Consider the following 14,966-nt stretch of genomic DNA (forward strand, 5'->3'; position numbering starts at 1 on the left):
TTGGCGAGCGGCATCCGTGCAGCGGAGCGTTCCCGCTGTCGCGTCGTCACCGCGGCGGTCAAGGAAATGGCCTTCGAACTGCCGGTGAAGATCGGCGATACGCTGTCCATCTATACCGACATCGCCCGCGTTGGCCGCACCTCCATCACGCTGACGGTGGAAGCCTGGGCGCAGCGGTCGCGTTATGACAAGCTGGAAAAAGTCACCGCTGGAACCTTCATCATGGTGGCGATGGACGAAAACGGACAACCCACGCCCATTCCGGCAGCGGAATAAGCGCGCTGCGGCGCTGGGCTCCAGCGCCGCACTCCATTTAGCATATATCCGGCAAACAACGTCGGCCCACCCGCGTTGCCGGATCATTCTTCGCGGGAAAGCCGGGGTTGCGGGAAGGCAGCGCAATAGACGCCGATATTGGCTTTGAACCGCTCCGCAAAATGCAGGGTGAATGAATTCTCGAGCGGAAACGGGCTTTGCAGCACCTGCCACGGCAGTTGCTTGAAGAGACCAGACTGGCCGTATTTCGGCAGGATGTTAATCGCGAAACTGCCCTGCTCATAGGCTGCTCCCGCCCACCGCGCATCCCTGCACCGCCAGCCGTTCTCGTGCTTTTCCCATTGATCAGGCTGATACAGTGCCGCCCATTCGAGCATAAGGTCCAGCGCTATGATCCCCTTGCACATGAATACGCCTGCATTGAAGGGACTGCGCCAGACAGGATTGTCGGACGCGTAGATGAAAACTTCATCGCCCGCGAAAAACCGGGTGACCGGTATCGCAAGATCGTGGACGACCGCGTCGGTATCCAACCACAATACAATATCGTAGCCGGATTTCAGATAGAACATCACGACATGGGGCTTTGCCCAAAATGGCGGAATTTCCATCCCCAACTGGTTGACGAAAAAGTGCTCATAACCGTGCTGTCTTGCATAGTGCGAATTGCGGACGATCAATGACGCAAGAAACCCAAGCGTATCGAGTGGACGGCTATCGAACTGCACCACGGCTATTTTCATGAAAGATACCCTGCGACCGCCATTTATTGCCTCACAAGGCGCGCCGAATTGAAGAAATCGCTGATCACCATCACTGCATGGAGTGAAGCACATATGAATTAATTCTGAAATTTACTTTCTTAAGTGAAATAAAATAACATAATAATATTCTTTATTATCAAATAAAAAATACAGATCACGAGTGAAATACACGGATTCTCACTTGTGAGTCCAATTAAAATCGAAAGTAATTGGACAATATAAACATACAACTGGGATCAGGGTGCGCGCGCTTGTTGCCCCTCCCATCCCGTCATTGTGTCGCGGTGACATTTCGCCGCAAATATGACATTCCGATTGCATGGGATTCATTCGCAGGATCATGCAGGACAGAAGTTCGGCTGGCGCCATCGCCATGCTGGCGGTTCTGCTTTTCCTTTTGCAGGGCCTCGCCAACGGCCTGACCAACGGCAACATGGCGATGGCCGCGCTGGCGGCGGATGAGATCATCTGTTCCAGCCATATGCCGGAAGGCGGCTCCGGCAAGCAGAACCCCGCCGGCAAGATCGCCGATGACTGTTGCGGCACGCTCTGCCGTCTGGCTTCGGCAACGGTCGCCGCTCTTCCGGTTATTCCCATCGAGCGCACGGACAATATTCTCCCTGCGGTCGAAGTCGCCTTCCTGAACGTCGACGCGGCGTTGCCGCCATCGCCGCCCAATCTGGAATCGCGTCCACGCGCACCTCCCTCCGCTCCGCAGCGCTAGAACACTGTCCGGCCTGCCGGAAAATCAATTCTCTTGCGGAGACATCCATGTCCGTTACGACCTCTTTCGAGGGCGAGCGTGCGCCTGCGCATTCCTCGTCCGCAAATCTTTACCGCGCCGTATGGCGCTGGCATTTCTACGCCGGTCTGCTCGTCCTGCCCTTCATGATATCGCTCGCCGTCACCGGTGCGCTTTATCTCTTCCGGGACGAGTTCGATAATCTCATCCATTCAGACCTCAAGCGGATCGAAGTGGCGCAAAATGCGCCGAAAGCGCTGCCTTCCGAGATCGTGAGTGCAGCACTTGCGGCCGTTCCCGGCACAGCCGTCAAATATACCACCCCCGCCGATCCGGGCGCGTCGACGGAAATCACCGTCAATACGGCGGATGGAAAGCGGGCCGTCTACGTCAATCCCTACACTGCTGAGGTTGCGGGCTCCCTGCCGGATCGCGGCACCGTCATGTGGACGATCCGCTATCTCCACAGCCTGAAATATTTCGGTACCTATGCCCGCTATCTGATCGAGATCGCTGCCGGCTGGTCCATCCTTCTTGTCGCCACCGGCATCTATCTCTGGTGGCCGCGAAAACAGACCGGCGGTGTCGTCACCGTACGCGGCACGCCGAAAAAGCGGGTGTTCTGGCGCGATACCCATGCCGTTACCGGCATTTTCGTCGGCTTTTTCATCGTTTTCCTTGCTGTCACCGGCATGCCCTGGTCGGGCGTGTGGGGTGCGAAGGTCAATGAATGGGCGAACGGCAGCAACTTCGGATATCCGGTGGGCATTCGCACCGATGTTCCGATGTCGGGCGAACATCTCGATCACGTGGCGAAGACGAGCTGGTCGCTGGAGCAGGCGAAAATCCCGGAATCCACCCATTCCGCCGAAGGCCAGCCAATCGGGATCGACGAGGCGATAGCACGTTTCGACGCGCTCGGTCTTGCCGCCGGTTACGCTGTCTCCCTGCCGGGAAAACCGGCGGGCGTCTATAGTGGCTCCGTCTATCCCGACGATCTGGCGCAGCAACGTGTCGTCCATCTCGATCAATATAGCGGCGAGCCGCTGATCGATATGGGCTACTCCGATTACGGCCCGCTCGGCCAGGCGCTGGAATGGGGCATCAACGTGCATCTGGGCCAGCAATATGGCCTCGCCAACCAGATCGTGCTTCTGGCGGCCTGTATCGGCATTGTGCTGCTTGCCGTGTCTGCCGGCATCATGTGGTGGAAACGCCGCCCCAAGGGTTCGCTCGGCGTGCCGCCTTTGCCGCAGGAAAAACGCGTCCTGCACGGTCTGCTCGCCATACTCGCCATCGGCGGCATCATTTTCCCGCTGGTGGGCGCGAGCCTGCTGGCCATGCTGGCGCTGGATCTGATCATACAGTCGCGCCAGAAACGACGCGCGATCTGAAAATGAAAACAGCCGGGCGAAAATCCCGGCTGTTCCCTGTTATCGGCAATGCGACGGCACGGCCCTCAGAACATCGTATTGTTGTTCGCCGCCTTTTCCGGCACCTCCTGGATCACGTCCCAGTGCTCGGTGATCTTGCCGTCGGTGACGCGGAAGATATCGACGATGGCCCTGCCGCGATCGCCTTCATTTTCCGTCGAATGGATATGCAGATAGACCAGATCGCCATCCGTTGCGCTGCGAACGATCCGCGCTTTCGACTGCGGATTCTCCTTGAAGAAGCCGGTAAAATAATTGACGAACGGCGCCTTGCCGTCCGGCACCATCGGGTTGTGCTGCTTGTAGCTGTCAACGAGGACGGTGGCGCCCTTCGCCACATCATGCTTGTTGAAGACCGTGTCGTAAAACTCGATCACCAGTTTGCGATTGGCTTCTTCCTGCGCGAAGTCTCGCGCTGCGGTTTGCGCCAGAACCGGTGCGGCCATCAGCACGGGTGCAAGGGCAAGGGTGGCGATGGCAAGACTGCGTGTTACGAAATTCATGGGTGATACCTCTCAATAACCGACGGTGAAACGCTGGCGGGAATGCTGCGGCTTCTCGATTTCATCGACGAGCGCGATGGCATAGTCTTCGAAGGAAATGCGGCTGCCCTCATCGTTGCTGAGGAGATTATCCTTGCCGATGCGGAATTTGCCCGTTCTTTCGCCCGGCACGAATTCGGCGGATGGCGACAGGAAGGTCCAGTCGAGCTGTTTTTCCTGTTTCAGGCGATCCAGGAACTCCGCACCCTTGGTCGCTTCGGCCTTGTAAGCGGCCGGGAAATCCGGCAGGTCGACCACACGCTGGCCCGGCGCGATTTCAAGGCTGCCGGCGCCGCCGACGACGAGATAGCGCTGAACGCCGGAGGCGCGCACGGCCTCGATCAGCGTTGCCGGATCGCTGGCGGTGAAATGCACCGAGCTGATCACGGCATCGTGACCCTTCAGCAGTTCCGAAAGCCCTGACTGATCGAAAACATCGCCCTTCTTTGCCACCACATTCGGCAGGCTGGCGATCTTTTCGGGATTGCGGGCGATTGCGGTCACCTGATGTCCCCGGTCGGAAAGTTCCTTCAGAATACGGGACCCGGCATTGCCGGAAGCGCCGATAAGCGCGATTTTAGCCATGGCTTCTTTCCTCTTGTCACTATCGTTACCGGTCTAGATTATAGACCGCGAAGAAGAGCTATGGTATCGCAGCCATAGCCGCAAGAAGTCAGCGGCGGCTGATCTGGTCACATGGCGATGACCTGCAAGGGTAAAAGGGCAAGGGGTAAGGACATGGCGGATACGCAGACGAAAGAGGTTTTTGCCTTCGACCAGCCCTGCCCCATCCGCGACGTGCTCGACCGCATCGGCGATCAATGGAGCCTTTTGGTTCTGGAAGCCCTGCAGGGCGGCGTGCTGCGCTTCAACGAGCTGAACCGCCGGATCGACGATATTTCCAAGCAGATGTTGTCGCGCACCCTGAAGCGGCTGGAAGAGGATGGCTTCATCCGCCGCACGCTTTATGCCGAGGTGCCGCCGCGCGTGGAATATGAGCTGACCAATCTCGGCCGCTCGTTTCTGGTGCCGATGCAATTGCTGGTGCAATGGGCTGACGAGAACCACGTTCGCATCTGCAAGGCCCGCCTGCAATATTCCGAAAACGACAGTCGCGGCTGACCGGAAGCAAACCGCGTCTAACCCAGCCGATAAACCTTGCAGACCAGCCCTTCCGGCTGGCGATAGGTCATAAATCCCATGGCGTCGTAATAGCTTTGCCCGAGCGTGTTGTCCGCGCCGATGCTGGCGTCGATATTTTTAAGGCCACGCGCCTCCGCCGCGCTGCGCGTTGCCGCGAAGAGCGCGGATCCTACACCTCTTCGCGCCGCCTGCGGGCTGACATGGGTGCCGATGATGCCCCAGCCTTCCGCCACGCCATAGGGATTGTTCGTCCGCGCATAACGCAGCGACTGGAAGCCCAGAATACGCCCGTCATCGTCCTCGGCGACCGAGCATTCGATACGGTCGGCGTGCTGGATGTAATTCTCCAGCACCGCCGTAATGTCCGTCGGCGCTTTTCGGAGGCCGGCCGAGAATATCTCGTTCTGAACCGCCGTCATTCCGGTTGCATCGTCAACTTTCGCAGGCCGTATTTTCATCGATACATCACCTCATATCCGTTGCGACTGGTTCCGGGCCGGCAAGCGCCGGGGTATTTATTCCTTTTCAGGAGCGGAAAATGAAGGACGCACCGAAGGCGATCAGCGCGAAACCGATCACGTGATTGATGGTGATGCTTTCCTTCAGCCAGAAGATCGAAAACAGCGCGAAGACCGCGAGCGTGATGACTTCCTGAATGGTCTTGAGCTGCGCGGTGGAATAGACCTCCGAACCGATGCGGTTCGCGGGAACGGCAAGCACATATTCAAAGAAGGCGATGCCCCAGCTGGCGACAATCGCCAGGAAGAGCGCACTGCCCTTGTGCTTGAGGTGGCCGTACCAGGCGAAGGTCATGAAAACATTGGAGGCGACAAGCATCAGGACAGGCCAGATATGGGCAGGGCTGATTGAGAACGGCATGATAGGTCCTGGAAAAAAGGGAGGGATGTCATGAAATGCGGCAGGAGAAGGCAGTCAGAAGGGAACCCTCATTCCGCCCGTATGGATTTGCTCTAGCGCATCCGCCCGAAAACCGGAATCGATTTTCTACGGATTTGAACAAAGCTGTCTTCAGCCGCTACACAACGCATCCGGCCGAATTTTGTTCCGCAAGCTTCGTTTCCTTTTTGTACTCATTTTTTCACCGCATCCCCTTCCCTTTATGCGTGACTCCCTCCATATTTCGCCTATGGCCAGATCACCGAAAAACTCCACCTCCTCGCCCTCGGGCTTCGAGGAAGCTCCGCAATCGTCCTTCGAAGGCGCGCCGCTCAGCGGCAGCGTCGCGGATTGGGTGAAGCAGCTCGAGGCGGAAGCGGAGGCTTCCTCCGTGGAAACCCAGCGCGAAATCGCCTCGAAGGCGGGCAAGCACCGCAAGAAGATCGAGATCGAGGCGCGCAAGGAGGCCCAGAAAGCCCCCCCGAAGACGGCCAAGAACACCACGGCCTCCAAGACCGCACGCGGCGTTTCCATCGGCGCATCGAGCGATCCGAAAACCCGCGCCGCCGCCGGTCTCAATCCGGTTGCCGGCATGGACGTATCGCTGGAGGATGCCGCCAACCTCGCACCGGGCGCCGTCACCGCCACGGTGGATGCGCTGTCGAAACTGATAGAGAGCGGCAATCCGCTGTTCAAGGACGGCAAGCTGTGGACGCCGCACCGGCCGGCCCGCCCGCCGAAATCGGAAGGCGGCGTCGCCATCCGCATGGCCTCGGACTATCAGCCCGCCGGCGACCAGCCGACGGCCATCAACGACCTCGTGGAAGGCATCAATTCCGGCGAACGCAGCCAGGTGCTGCTCGGCGTCACCGGCTCGGGCAAGACCTTCACCATGGCCAAGGTGATCGAGGCGACGCAGCGTCCGGCTGTCATCCTCGCCCCCAACAAGACGCTGGCCGCGCAGCTCTATTCGGAGTTCAAGAACTTCTTCCCCGACAATGCGGTGGAATATTTCGTCTCCTACTACGATTACTACCAGCCGGAAGCCTATGTGCCGCGCTCCGACACCTTCATCGAGAAGGAATCCTCGATCAACGAACAGATCGACCGGATGCGCCACTCCGCCACCCGCTCGTTGCTGGAACGCGACGACTGCATCATCGTCGCCTCGGTTTCCTGCATCTACGGTATCGGTTCGGTGGAAACCTACACCGCCATGACCTTCCAGATGCAGGTGGGCGACCGGCTGGACCAGCGCCAGCTTCTGGCCGACCTCGTGGCCCAGCAATACAAACGCCGTGACATGGATTTCCAGCGCGGCTCGTTCCGCGTGCGCGGCGATACCATCGAAATCTTCCCCGCCCACCTTGAAGATGCCGCCTGGCGCATCTCGATGTTCGGCGACGAGATCGATTCCATCACCGAATTTGACCCGCTGAGCGGCCAGAAGACCGGCGACCTGCAATCCGTCAAGATTTACGCCAATTCGCACTATGTCACCCCGCGCCCGACGCTCAACGGCGCGATCAAATCGATCAAAGAAGAATTGAAGGGCCGCCTCGCCGAGCTGGAAAAGGCCGGACGCCTGCTGGAAGCCCAGCGGCTGGAACAGCGCACCCGCTACGATGTGGAAATGCTGGAGGCGACCGGCTCCTGCGCCGGCATCGAAAACTATTCGCGTTATCTCACCGGCCGCAATCCCGGCGAGCCGCCACCAACCCTGTTCGAATATATCCCTGATAACGCATTGCTGTTCATCGACGAAAGCCACGTCTCGGTGAGCCAGATCGGCGGCATGTATCGCGGCGACTTCAGGCGCAAGGCGACGCTGGCCGAATATGGCTTCCGCCTGCCCTCCTGCATGGATAACCGGCCGCTGCGCTTCGAGGAATGGGATGCGATGCGCCCGCTCACCGTAGCGGTTTCGGCAACCCCCGGCTCATGGGAGATGGAGCAATCGGGCGGCGTCTTCGCCGAACAGGTCATCCGCCCGACCGGCCTCATCGATCCGCCGGTCGAAGTGCGCTCCGCCCGCAGCCAGGTGGACGACGTTCTCGGCGAAATCCGCGAGACCGCCGCCAAGGGCTATCGCACGCTCTGCACCGTGCTGACGAAACGCATGGCCGAGGACCTGACCGAATATCTGCACGAACAGGGCGTTCGCGTGCGCTACATGCACTCGGATATCGACACGCTGGAGCGCATCGAAATCATCCGCGACCTGCGCCTCGGCGCTTTCGACGTGCTTGTCGGTATCAACCTCTTGCGCGAGGGCCTCGACATTCCCGAATGCGGTTTCGTCGCCATCCTCGATGCCGACAAGGAAGGTTTCCTGCGCTCGGAAACCTCGCTGATCCAGACCATCGGCCGCGCCGCCCGTAACGTCGACGGCAAGGTCATCCTCTATGCCGACAATATCACCGGCTCGATGAAGCGGGCGATGGAGGAAACCTCCCGCCGCCGCGAAAAGCAGATGGCCTATAATGCCGAACACGGCATCACGCCGGAATCGGTCAAGGCGAAGATCTCCGACATTCTTGATTCTGTTTATGAGCGCGATCACGTAAGGGCCGATATTTCTGGCGTTTCCGGCAAAGGCTTCGCCGATGGCGGCCACTTGGTCGGCAACAATCTTCAGGCCCATCTCAACGCGCTGGAAAAATCCATGCGCGACGCCGCCGCCGATCTCGACTTCGAAAAAGCCGCCCGTCTGCGCGACGAAATCAAACGCCTCAAAGCCGCCGAACTGGCGACCATGGACGACCCGATGGCCAAGGAGGAGGCCCGCGCCATCGAAGGCGGCGGAAAAAACAACAGACGCAGCCACTTGTCGATCTCCCCGCCGGAGGGTGAGACATCCGGCAGGACGGAGGCGGGCGCCGCAGCGAACGAAAGCGGCAAATCCCTCTTCGCCAAACCCTCGCTGGATGAAATGGGCCCCGGCTCGGATGCGGGAAAACCGCTGTTCCGCAGGAACACGCTGGACGAGATGACGGTGGGCAGGACCGAAAAACCCGTGCGCGGCGCGGTGCCTAACAAGCCCGAGACCGAGCCCGGCAAACGGTTCTCACCGTTGCTGGAAGGCCAGCCGGAGCGCGCCACGGACGATCCCCGACCGCTGGTGCGCGGCAAGATCGGCGCGGGTTCCTATGAGGACGCCGGCGAGCAGAAGCGCAAGAGCCGAACCAAGGGCAAGACGGGCCGGCCGGGGCGCTGATACACGCATCGGCGATATTCGACGCCAGGCACGTCTATTGGGAAAAACATGGCCGGAGCACCCGCGCGCTCCGGCAACGGCGATCAGCTTACGCACTGCCTGATCCGCACTGCGACCTGGCCCGCACCAAAAACTTTCACCAGATCGGCATCCAGGGCCATGGCGATGTAGTCCTCATTTTCCGCCGGTTTGATGTAGGTCGAGAAATAGATCGGCCCGGTCGGGAGGACGCCCGCGACACAGGCGCGCAATATCTCGATCTCCGTGCTTCCCCTGATGCGTGGCCCCTCGATGCGGGAGCGGCGCACCTTCTCCTGCAATGTTGTAAGCCTTGAAACCTCCTCGGGCTTTATTCTCCACACGCTTGTGGCGGTTCCCGCCCGCTTTTCCGCGTGGAACTGCGCGCGGGCAGCCGCGTCTGCATCCTCGATCAACGCAAATGTCTCGACAGTCTCGCCCTTTACGCCATCTGTAGCGCTGCGAATGATCATCACCGCATCACCCGAACCTAACGACAGATGGGCAGGAAGCTGCAACCCAACCCGCACATGCTCGAAATTCATTGTCAGAAAATCGAGCCGCATGAGCTTGGGAATGCTGGAAATCGGCACTGTCATGCAGCCGGAAAGAAGCAGGAGCAAAACAAGCAGTCGTGTAGAATGCGATGAAGTCAATTTTATCATGATCAAAACCTGAAAGCTGCAGCGCGATGCGGAAGGGCCGGCCGGATCGGGTTTTCCGAAGCCGTTGCATCGCGCGCAAACTTGCGCGGGCGACATTGCCGCAACATTATGGGTTCCGGAACGCCCAGTGCGCGCGCACGTTGATATGTTCCGGGAATGACAGCAGGGAGCGACCGCATGTATCGAAAAAATCTGGCGACGTTCTGCCTTCTCGTCACCTGCACGCCGGCTTTTGCCGGACAGATCGAGGATGCGACCTTCCATAGTCCCGCCCTGAACGCGCCGCTTCCCGTCAACATCTATCGCCCGGACGGCGCGCCGCCGGAAAACGGCTGGCCGGTGCTTTACCTCCTGCACGGCCATGATGGCGACCAGAACAGCTGGCGCGATCTCGGCAATATCGAAAAGACGCTCGATACGCTCATCGCTGCCGGTGCCATCCGCCCGCTGGTTGTCGTCATGCCGGGCGTCAAGAACAGCTGGTATGTGGATTCCGCCGCTGTCGGCGGCCCCGGCGATTACGAAACCGCCCTGACCGGCGATCTGCGCCACCAGATCGAAAAAACGCTGCCGGTGCGGAAAGATCGGGAAGGCCGCGCCATCGCCGGCCTCTCCATGGGCGGTTTCGGCGCCCTGCATCTCGCCTATGGCCATGAAGACCTCTATGGCGCAGTGGCCAGCCTGTCGGGCGCCATCTGGCAGAATGTCCCCGCCTCCGATCTCGACAAGACACCCGCCGAACTCAAGCTCATTCAGGATAGCGCCTTTTTCCACCGGGTCGACCGCACCACCGTCACCAGCGGCATCGTGCTTCCCTCAACCGGCGACCATTTCTCCGGAGCCTTCGGCACACCTTTCGATGCAAGGCTCTTCAACGAAAAGAACGTCTTCACCCTCGTGGCGCAGCATGTCGCCGAAAGCCAGGATTTGCCCGCCACCTACCTGACCGTCGGCGACGATGACGGCTTCTTCCTCTGGCGCGGCGCCATCGCCCTGCACGAGACGCTGCAAGCCGACAAGCGCAAATCCGAGCTGCGAGTGACCGATGGCGATCACGTCTGGTCGGTGTGGAAGGTCTCGATTATCGACGCGCTGAAGTTCATCGATGGGGAGTGGGACAAGGCTGCCGACAAAGCCAAGGATTGAGGCGTGGGCCTCTTTCTCGTCGCCGGATAGATCCATTACTTTCCGGCCCGCTTTTTCCCGCTCTTCCCCACCGCGTTCAACGCCACCGCCGCCCGGATCAGCGCCGCCAGCGCCTCCTCATCCACGACATCCCCCTCGTGGAAATCAATCGCCCGCCGCATATTGCCCTCAAGGCTCGAATTGAACAGCCCCGCCGGGTCCTCCAGCGAGGCTCCCTTGGCAAATGTCATCTTCACCGCGCTCTTGTAGGTTTCGCCGGTGCAGAGGATGCCCGCATGCGACCAGACCGGCACGCCGCGCCATTTCACCTCTTCCACCACCTCCGGATCGGCCTTCCTGATCACCGCGCGAATATGCGCGAGCGTCTCGCCGCGCCAGTCGCCGAGCTCCGCAATCTTCCGGTCGATGAAGTCCGCTGGTGCGGTCTCCTCCGCATCTTTCGTCACCGTGTTTTTCGCCATGGCATCCTCCCGATTTCGACGCACGTCTGTTCCTTTTTTCAGCATAGACGAAATTTTCCTGTCCTCCCATGAGGAACCAAATCCGCCTACCGCCGTTTCCTCCCCGAACGCAACGTTCAGCATACAAAGGGAAGAAACATCATGAAAATCAAGGTCATCGCTCTCGCTGCGGCAGCAGCGCTCTCCTCTTCCGTGGCTTTTGCCCAGACGGCCACTACTGCTCCTGCTGCCGGCGCGGACGCCACTTTGTCCGGCCCCGGCATTACCATGGGCACCAAGGCCAGCGGCCCGCTGAAGTTCGTCAATGTCCAGAAGACCGATCTCACCGCCTCCCAGCTCGATGGCATGGACATCTATAACGCGCAGAACGAAAACATCGGCGAAATCGAGGATGTCGTCATCGGTGACGGCAAGTCGGTGATCGGCCTTGTGGCCAGCGTCGGCGGCTTCCTCGGCATCGACAAGAGCTATGTGGTGCTCGACCCGGCTTCCGTCGCGGTCCACAACGACAACGGCACCTGGAAGGCCTATGTCGACACCACCAAGGAAGCGCTTCAGAACGCTCCGAAGCTCGATTACGACAAGCTGGACGACTGATTACCCCTGCAGTCCGCAAGCTCGTCCCCCCGCGCCCTGTCGCGGGGGTTTTCATATGTGGCGACCTATCGGAAAACCCGACGCTCCCCGCCGGAGGGCCCTTGCCTGAGGGCGCGCCTCTCGCCTATCTTCGGCGCGCAAATCACCAAGGATCGCTGCGTGCCCGCCAATAGCCTCTTTTCCTTTGCCATCAGCACCGCCATCGCGCTCAGCGCCCTGCCGCTGTCAGCGCAGGCGGCCGACTGGAAACCGGCCGAGCAGATAAAAACCTATGCCATCAGCGGCAATACGGGCGGTGCGCTTTATCAATCGATTGGCGAGCGCGGTCCGACCGCGGGCGTGCAGGCTATTGCCCACACCACCTTCAAGCTGACATGGCGGCGGGATTATCGCCCGCAGCCGGATGGCGCCTGCGTGCTGGCCACCGCGAAGCCCAATCTCACCATCATCTACACCTGGCCGAAAGCGCCCGCCAATCTGCCGTCCGCCGTCGCCGCCAGCTGGAGGACCTTCATTTCCGGCGTGGAAACCCATGAACGCGTCCATGGTGACCATATTCTCGACATGGTGAAAAAGATCGAAGCCTTCAGCATCGGGCTGAGGGCGGAGAACGATGCCAAATGCCAGAAGGTGCGCGCCGTTCTGCAACAGCGTCTGGGTGAGCTTTCCAACGAGCAGCGCCAGCGCGGCCGCGATTTCGACCGGGACGACCTTTCCCCCGGCGGGCGGGTGCATCAGCTCATCCTCGCCCTCGTCAACGGCCCCTGAACGACCGCCTATTCCGCCGCCTCGCCTTTCAACAAGGGCTCGGCCAGCGTCACGCTTTCCAGCTCGTAGGAATAACCTTCGAGCATCGTATAGGCCTGTTCGATCGCCTCGATCTGGGCTTCGGCATTACGGATGGCTTCGGCGATGGACTGGCTGCGGGCGCGCAGCATGGAACTCAGCACATCGGTTTCCGGCTTGCGGCCGAGACGGTCCATATGTTTGCGAACCCGCGTGCGGTGCCGTTCCAGCTCGAGAATATGGAAACGGCTTTTCAGAATATCGTCGGTCAGCTTGCGGCGCATGGCGGCCACGGGGTCGAAACTGCCGGGTTCGCGTTCGTCCAGAATGAATTCATTCACCAGCGTTTCCAGCATCAGCAGGCCCTTGAGGTCCTTGGCGTCGGCAAGCTGCGGATCGTAGCCGGTATCGTCGAATACCTTACGGCGCACCGGATCCTTCAGCAGCTCATAGGCTGTCTGCAGGCGCGCGAATTGCTCGGCATCGCCGCCACTATCGGGGTGCGCGGCCTTGGCCACCTTGCGGTAGGCCGACTTGATCGCCGCCTCGTCGGCATCGCGCTCCACGCCAAGCAAAACATAGGGATCAATCACAAAAACACCTTCAAACGCAAACTGTTACCCGCATGCCCAACACCGCTCCCGTCTGGCACGCGGGCGGATCATAGGCCAATTCCGCCCGGCGCGGCACCCCGCCCCGGCGGTTAAACCGGCAAAGCCCACACAAAGCCTCGCGGCGCGCCCCTTCGTAACGGGCGAAAAAGCCCTTGATGCCGAAATTTGTCGGACCCAAGGCGACTATAATGACAGGCGGGACAAAATTGTGGAAAGCGGCGGCAAAACATGCCGCACGGTTCCGCACCGCGCCTGCCGCAACCGGCCGGAAAACACCATGGAGAAAAGCGTAACCGGCGCGTTTTCAGGGGGTTATGGTGGAAAGACGTCAACGGGTGTAAGCTTGGCCTTTGGATTAGAAGGGAGGATGATCCGATGCCGCAAACGATTACCCAGACCGTCACGGACTATGTCCATGCCATGGCCTATGCGGATGAGAGCCTGATGCGTGACGTTTTCGACCCGCGCGCCAGCATCGTCGGAACCTTCGAAGGCGAGATCGAATGGCTGTCCCTGGAGGACTTTGTCGACCAGATGCGCAAAAGCGAACGCGGCCTCCCCGATCACGATCCCGCTTTTGAAATCATGGGCATCGACAAGGAAGGCGACAGCGCCTCGGTGAAGCTGACGACCCGTTTCGACGGTATGGATTTTTACGAATATCTCTCCCTGCTGGAACGCGACGGCAACTGGTCTATCGTGCACAAGCTCTATCACATAAAGCCGTAGGCATCATCGAAACCGCCACGCCGCATTGTGCGATTGCGCGTTCCGCTCGCAGCCGCGGCTCGCGATCCGGTTATTTTGCCGCTGAAGGAGCTAGAACAGGTCGCTGTAGTTCGCCGTTATCCAGAGCGCGTTAAAGAAGAGCCAGATAACACCGAGCCACATGATTTTGCGGCTGCTATCGGTTCTCATCGCCACAATCGCGATAAGCAGACCGCCGACTATCCTTGCCAGATACCATGGCCCGAGCTGTTCGAAGTGTTCCCTGCCCTTGATGTAGGTGTCCACCAGATCGAAGACGAACGAGGCCGCAAACAGGGCAAAGAACGCATGTCGCCTGCGCACGAAAAAACTTTCCCGTTCGGACAGCTCCTGAATGTGATCGGGATAAAGCAGCGTCGACATCAAAAAGAACAGCGACGTGTAGACCAGAACGAAAATGTAAATCCAGAAATTCCAGTTGTGGATCAGCCGCAGCGCAAACTCCCACCACCAGAAATGGACCGCTCCGAGAAGCAGGACAATCGACCAGACGATCTGCGCGTGCATACGGTCGGTCTTCTGCGGCTCCTGCAGCCTTCTGGAAAGACCGGACAACACTCTGGTAATGGCCAGGCCGAGGATGAGGCTTACCAATATCCGCAAATGACCATATGCATCCATTGAAAGCGCCCGCTGTTGCCCAACTTATCCGCCGAACAATATGCTTAAACCTTCGGGCTTTACAACTCTGACGGATGCCCCGCCCTTCCCGATCTCGCCTTCTAGTCGGCTAAACCGGCTTCCCGATGCAAGAGTCTCCCGGGCTGGCAGGCCGAGGCCGATCACTCCAGTTTCATCAGGGCTCAACCACCGGCAGCGGCAGACGCAAAGCGCCACCCGGTGCATTCAACCGAATAGATTTCAGGATTAAGCGATTGATTTTACTGGTGCCCCCGG

18 protein-coding genes are annotated in these 14,966 nt (G+C 59.7%); 9 read left to right on the forward strand and 9 right to left on the reverse strand.

Annotated elements, in window-relative coordinates:
- A partial coding sequence (locus L901_RS18985; RefSeq protein WP_059759557.1) for an acyl-CoA thioesterase occupies nt 1-276 on the forward strand: 276 nt, incomplete at its 5' end.
- Nucleotides 277-359: 83 nt separating this feature from the next.
- On the opposite strand, the gene L901_RS18990 is transcribed toward L901_RS18985, so the two are convergent.
- Nucleotides 360-1,019, reverse strand: coding sequence for a hypothetical protein (locus L901_RS18990; RefSeq protein ID WP_183044079.1), 660 nt, complete (start codon nt 1,017-1,019; stop codon nt 360-362).
- Nucleotides 1,020-1,359: 340 nt separating this feature from the next.
- Here L901_RS18990 and L901_RS18995 point away from each other — a divergent pair, with 340 nt between their 5' ends.
- Both L901_RS18995 and L901_RS19000 read left to right on the forward strand, forming a co-directional pair.
- Nucleotides 1,360-1,764, forward strand: coding sequence for a DUF2946 family protein (locus L901_RS18995; protein ID WP_059759559.1), 405 nt, complete (start codon nt 1,360-1,362; stop codon nt 1,762-1,764).
- 47 nt (nt 1,765-1,811) lie between these two features.
- A complete protein-coding gene (locus L901_RS19000) occupies nt 1,812-3,176 on the forward strand; it encodes a PepSY domain-containing protein (protein ID WP_059759561.1) in 1,365 nt (454 codons plus the stop codon).
- Nucleotides 3,177-3,241: 65 nt separating this feature from the next.
- Here L901_RS19000 and L901_RS19005 read toward each other — a convergent pair whose 3' ends face one another.
- Nucleotides 3,242-3,718, reverse strand: a complete 477-nt coding sequence (locus tag L901_RS19005) for a nuclear transport factor 2 family protein (protein ID WP_059759563.1) — start codon at nt 3,716-3,718, stop codon at nt 3,242-3,244.
- Nucleotides 3,719-3,730: 12 nt separating this feature from the next.
- Nucleotides 3,731-4,342 (reverse strand): NAD(P)-dependent oxidoreductase, encoded by a 612-nt coding sequence (locus L901_RS19010; RefSeq protein ID WP_059759565.1) that lies wholly within the window; start codon nt 4,340-4,342, stop codon nt 3,731-3,733.
- Between the two features lie 153 nt (nt 4,343-4,495).
- Between L901_RS19010 and L901_RS19015 the strand changes: the two genes are divergently transcribed.
- A complete protein-coding gene (locus L901_RS19015) occupies nt 4,496-4,879 on the forward strand; it encodes a helix-turn-helix domain-containing protein (protein WP_059759567.1) in 384 nt (127 codons plus the stop codon).
- Between the two features lie 17 nt (nt 4,880-4,896).
- On the opposite strand, the gene L901_RS19020 is transcribed toward L901_RS19015, so the two are convergent.
- The gene (locus L901_RS19020) at nt 4,897-5,319 is read right to left on the reverse strand and encodes a GNAT family N-acetyltransferase (protein WP_082710726.1); all 423 of its coding nucleotides are present in this window, start codon (nt 5,317-5,319) and stop codon (nt 4,897-4,899) included.
- A gap of 106 nt (nt 5,320-5,425) precedes the next feature.
- Nucleotides 5,426-5,779, reverse strand: coding sequence for a DMT family protein (locus L901_RS19025; protein ID WP_059759571.1), 354 nt, complete (start codon nt 5,777-5,779; stop codon nt 5,426-5,428).
- Nucleotides 5,780-6,047: 268 nt separating this feature from the next.
- Between L901_RS19025 and uvrB the strand changes: the two genes are divergently transcribed.
- Nucleotides 6,048-9,014, forward strand: coding sequence for an excinuclease ABC subunit UvrB (gene uvrB / locus L901_RS19030; protein WP_059759579.1), 2,967 nt, complete (start codon nt 6,048-6,050; stop codon nt 9,012-9,014).
- 83 nt (nt 9,015-9,097) lie between these two features.
- Here uvrB and L901_RS19035 read toward each other — a convergent pair whose 3' ends face one another.
- Nucleotides 9,098-9,598: a hypothetical protein gene (locus tag L901_RS19035; RefSeq protein WP_245289667.1), complete on the reverse strand. Its 501-nt coding sequence runs from the start codon at nt 9,596-9,598 to the stop codon at nt 9,098-9,100.
- Between the two features lie 276 nt (nt 9,599-9,874).
- On the opposite strand from L901_RS19035, the gene L901_RS19040 reads away from it, so the two are divergent.
- Nucleotides 9,875-10,843: an alpha/beta hydrolase family protein gene (locus L901_RS19040; RefSeq protein ID WP_059759574.1), complete on the forward strand. Its 969-nt coding sequence runs from the start codon at nt 9,875-9,877 to the stop codon at nt 10,841-10,843.
- Between the two features lie 35 nt (nt 10,844-10,878).
- Here the strand turns inward: L901_RS19040 and L901_RS19045 are convergent, their stop codons facing one another.
- Nucleotides 10,879-11,304 carry a DUF1801 domain-containing protein gene (locus L901_RS19045; RefSeq protein ID WP_059759580.1) on the reverse strand — a complete coding sequence of 142 codons (426 nt, stop codon included), beginning with the start codon at nt 11,302-11,304 and terminating at the stop codon, nt 10,879-10,881.
- A 141-nt stretch (nt 11,305-11,445) separates the two neighbouring features.
- On the opposite strand from L901_RS19045, the gene L901_RS19050 reads away from it, so the two are divergent.
- On the forward strand, nt 11,446-11,901 hold the full coding sequence (locus L901_RS19050) for a PRC-barrel domain-containing protein (RefSeq protein ID WP_003522438.1): 456 nt from the start codon (nt 11,446-11,448) through the stop codon (nt 11,899-11,901).
- Nucleotides 11,902-12,060: 159 nt separating this feature from the next.
- Nucleotides 12,061-12,669, forward strand: a complete 609-nt coding sequence (locus L901_RS19055) for a DUF922 domain-containing Zn-dependent protease (protein WP_059759576.1) — start codon at nt 12,061-12,063, stop codon at nt 12,667-12,669.
- Nucleotides 12,670-12,677: 8 nt separating this feature from the next.
- On the opposite strand, the gene L901_RS19060 is transcribed toward L901_RS19055, so the two are convergent.
- Entirely contained in the window at nt 12,678-13,280 is a 603-nt protein-coding gene (locus L901_RS19060) for a J domain-containing protein (protein ID WP_003522436.1), read from the reverse strand.
- Between the two features lie 396 nt (nt 13,281-13,676).
- Between L901_RS19060 and L901_RS19065 the strand changes: the two genes are divergently transcribed.
- A complete protein-coding gene (locus L901_RS19065; protein WP_003522435.1) occupies nt 13,677-14,030 on the forward strand; it encodes a nuclear transport factor 2 family protein in 354 nt (117 codons plus the stop codon).
- A gap of 90 nt (nt 14,031-14,120) precedes the next feature.
- Here L901_RS19065 and L901_RS19070 read toward each other — a convergent pair whose 3' ends face one another.
- Nucleotides 14,121-14,690 carry a hypothetical protein gene (locus L901_RS19070; RefSeq protein WP_059759577.1) on the reverse strand — a complete coding sequence of 190 codons (570 nt, stop codon included), beginning with the start codon at nt 14,688-14,690 and terminating at the stop codon, nt 14,121-14,123.
- Between the last annotated feature and the right edge of the window lie 276 nt (nt 14,691-14,966).

The sequence above is a fragment of the Agrobacterium sp. D14 genome (genome assembly GCF_001526505.1).
Taxonomy (GTDB): domain Bacteria; phylum Pseudomonadota; class Alphaproteobacteria; order Rhizobiales; family Rhizobiaceae; genus Agrobacterium; species Agrobacterium leguminum.

What these genes read in the sequence shown, in the direction of transcription:
- L901_RS18990 (WP_183044079.1), bottom strand. Translation starts at nt 1,019, where the DNA reads ATGAAAATAGCCGTGGTGCAGTTCGATAGCCGTCCACTCGATACGCTT.
- L901_RS18995 (WP_059759559.1), top strand. Translation starts at nt 1,360, where the DNA reads ATGGGATTCATTCGCAGGATCATGCAGGACAGAAGTTCGGCTGGCGCC.
- L901_RS19000 (WP_059759561.1), top strand. Translation starts at nt 1,812, where the DNA reads ATGTCCGTTACGACCTCTTTCGAGGGCGAGCGTGCGCCTGCGCATTCC.
- L901_RS19005 (WP_059759563.1), bottom strand. Translation starts at nt 3,718, where the DNA reads ATGAATTTCGTAACACGCAGTCTTGCCATCGCCACCCTTGCCCTTGCA.
- L901_RS19010 (WP_059759565.1), bottom strand. Translation starts at nt 4,342, where the DNA reads ATGGCTAAAATCGCGCTTATCGGCGCTTCCGGCAATGCCGGGTCCCGT.
- L901_RS19015 (WP_059759567.1), top strand. Translation starts at nt 4,496, where the DNA reads ATGGCGGATACGCAGACGAAAGAGGTTTTTGCCTTCGACCAGCCCTGC.
- L901_RS19020 (WP_082710726.1), bottom strand. Translation starts at nt 5,319, where the DNA reads ATGACGGCGGTTCAGAACGAGATATTCTCGGCCGGCCTCCGAAAAGCG.
- L901_RS19025 (WP_059759571.1), bottom strand. Translation starts at nt 5,779, where the DNA reads ATGCCGTTCTCAATCAGCCCTGCCCATATCTGGCCTGTCCTGATGCTT.
- uvrB (WP_059759579.1), top strand. Translation starts at nt 6,048, where the DNA reads ATGGCCAGATCACCGAAAAACTCCACCTCCTCGCCCTCGGGCTTCGAG.
- L901_RS19035 (WP_245289667.1), bottom strand. Translation starts at nt 9,598, where the DNA reads ATGCGGCTCGATTTTCTGACAATGAATTTCGAGCATGTGCGGGTTGGG.
- L901_RS19040 (WP_059759574.1), top strand. Translation starts at nt 9,875, where the DNA reads ATGTATCGAAAAAATCTGGCGACGTTCTGCCTTCTCGTCACCTGCACG.
- L901_RS19045 (WP_059759580.1), bottom strand. Translation starts at nt 11,304, where the DNA reads ATGGCGAAAAACACGGTGACGAAAGATGCGGAGGAGACCGCACCAGCG.
- L901_RS19050 (WP_003522438.1), top strand. Translation starts at nt 11,446, where the DNA reads ATGAAAATCAAGGTCATCGCTCTCGCTGCGGCAGCAGCGCTCTCCTCT.
- L901_RS19065 (WP_003522435.1), top strand. Translation starts at nt 13,677, where the DNA reads ATGCCGCAAACGATTACCCAGACCGTCACGGACTATGTCCATGCCATG.
- L901_RS19070 (WP_059759577.1), bottom strand. Translation starts at nt 14,690, where the DNA reads ATGGATGCATATGGTCATTTGCGGATATTGGTAAGCCTCATCCTCGGC.